A 1,564-nucleotide genomic window follows, 5' to 3' on the forward strand; every position below is an offset into this window, starting at 1 on the left:
ACCCTTATCCGGGGGTCCTGGCCGCCGCCGCGGTCAGCGTCGTCCGCGCGTGCCTGACGTTCTGGGCGGGCGCCGGCGGTGCCGTCTCGCTCGGACAGCGTATTGACCAGGCCTTCAAGGCGCGCGCGGCCGGGTTCCCTGAAGACAGCGACTTGCGCCGGATAACGGCGAGTGCGACAGCAGACAGGAAGGACAGCAACTTATGGCATCAGCCACTCCCGCGCCCGCTGAGGGGCCCCGGATTTCCCCGGTGGACGCCGCCGCCGAGGGGGCCATGCCAAACCTCGGCCGCCGCCGCATCCTGCTTATTATCGGCGCGCTCATGTGCGGCATGCTGCTCGCCGCGCTCGACCAGACGATCGTGTCCACCGCGCTGCCGACGATCGTCGGCGACCTCAAGGGCGGCTCGCACATCGCCTGGGTCATCACCTCGTACCTGCTCGCCACCACGGTGTCCACCCCGCTGTGGGGCAAGCTCGGCGACATGTACGGCCGCAAGGTGTTCTTCCAGGCGGCGATCGTCATCTTCCTGATCGGCTCGATCCTGTCCGGCCTCAGCACCTCCATGTTCATGCTGATCGCCTTCCGCGCGGTGCAGGGGCTCGGCAGTGGCGGCCTGATGGTCGGCGCGCAGGCCATCGTCGGTGACGTGGTCTCGCCGCGGGAACGAGGCAAGTACGTCGGGCTGTTCGGCGCCGTCTTCGGCGTGGCCAGCGTGATCGGCCCGCTGCTCGGCGGCGTCTTCGTGGACAACCTCAGCTGGCGCTGGATCTTCTACATCAACGTGCCGATCGGCGTAGTCGCGCTGATCGTGGTCGCCAGCCAGGTCCCCGGCCATCTGCGCCGGGTGCACCACACGATCGACTACCTCGGGACGGCGACGCTGTCGCTGGCCGCTACCTCCCTGATCCTGATGACCAGCCTCGGCGGCACGACCTACCCGTGGGCGTCCGCGCCTATCTACATCCTGGGCGTGGCCGGCGTGGTGCTGATCGGCCTGTTCGTGCTCGTCGAGCGCCGCGCTGCGGAGCCGATCTTGCCGCTGCACCTGTTCAGGCTGCGCACCTTCTCCGTCACCAGCGTGGTCGGCTTCATCGTCGGCTTCGCGATGTTCGGCGCGATCACGTACCTGCCGGCGTTCTTCCAGGTCGTCCGCGGCATCTCGCCCACCATCTCCGGCCTGTACCTGCTGCCGCTGATGGTCGGCCTGCTCACGGTCTCGATCGCCTCCGGCCAGATCATCTCGCGGACCGGCAAGTACCGGTTCTTCCCGATCGCCGGCACTGCGCTCACGACCCTCGGCCTGTACCTGCTGTCGCTGATGGGCCCCGACTCGGCGACCTGGCAGGACGCGCTCTACATGCTCGTGCTTGGCATGGGCATCGGCGGCGTCATGCAGGTGCTCGTCATCATCGTGCAGAACGGCGTGCCGCACAGCGAACTGGGCGTCGCGACCTCAGGCGCCACGTTCTTCCGCTCGATCGGCGGGTCGTTCGGCACGGCGATCTTCGGCGCGATCTTCGCTAACGTACTGGTCGGGAACCTGGCCAGCCACCTGCACGGA

General features: G+C 68.1%; 1 protein-coding gene. It reads left to right on the forward strand.

Annotated elements, in window-relative coordinates:
* Nucleotides 1–202: 202 nt before the first annotated feature.
* On the forward strand, nucleotides 203–1,564 hold a 1,362-nt coding region (locus WA805_RS07480), incomplete at its 3' end, for an MDR family MFS transporter (protein WP_425241969.1).

It is taken from the genome of Trebonia sp. (assembly GCF_049794275.1).
Taxonomy (GTDB): Bacteria; Actinomycetota; Actinomycetes; order Streptosporangiales; family Streptosporangiaceae; genus Trebonia.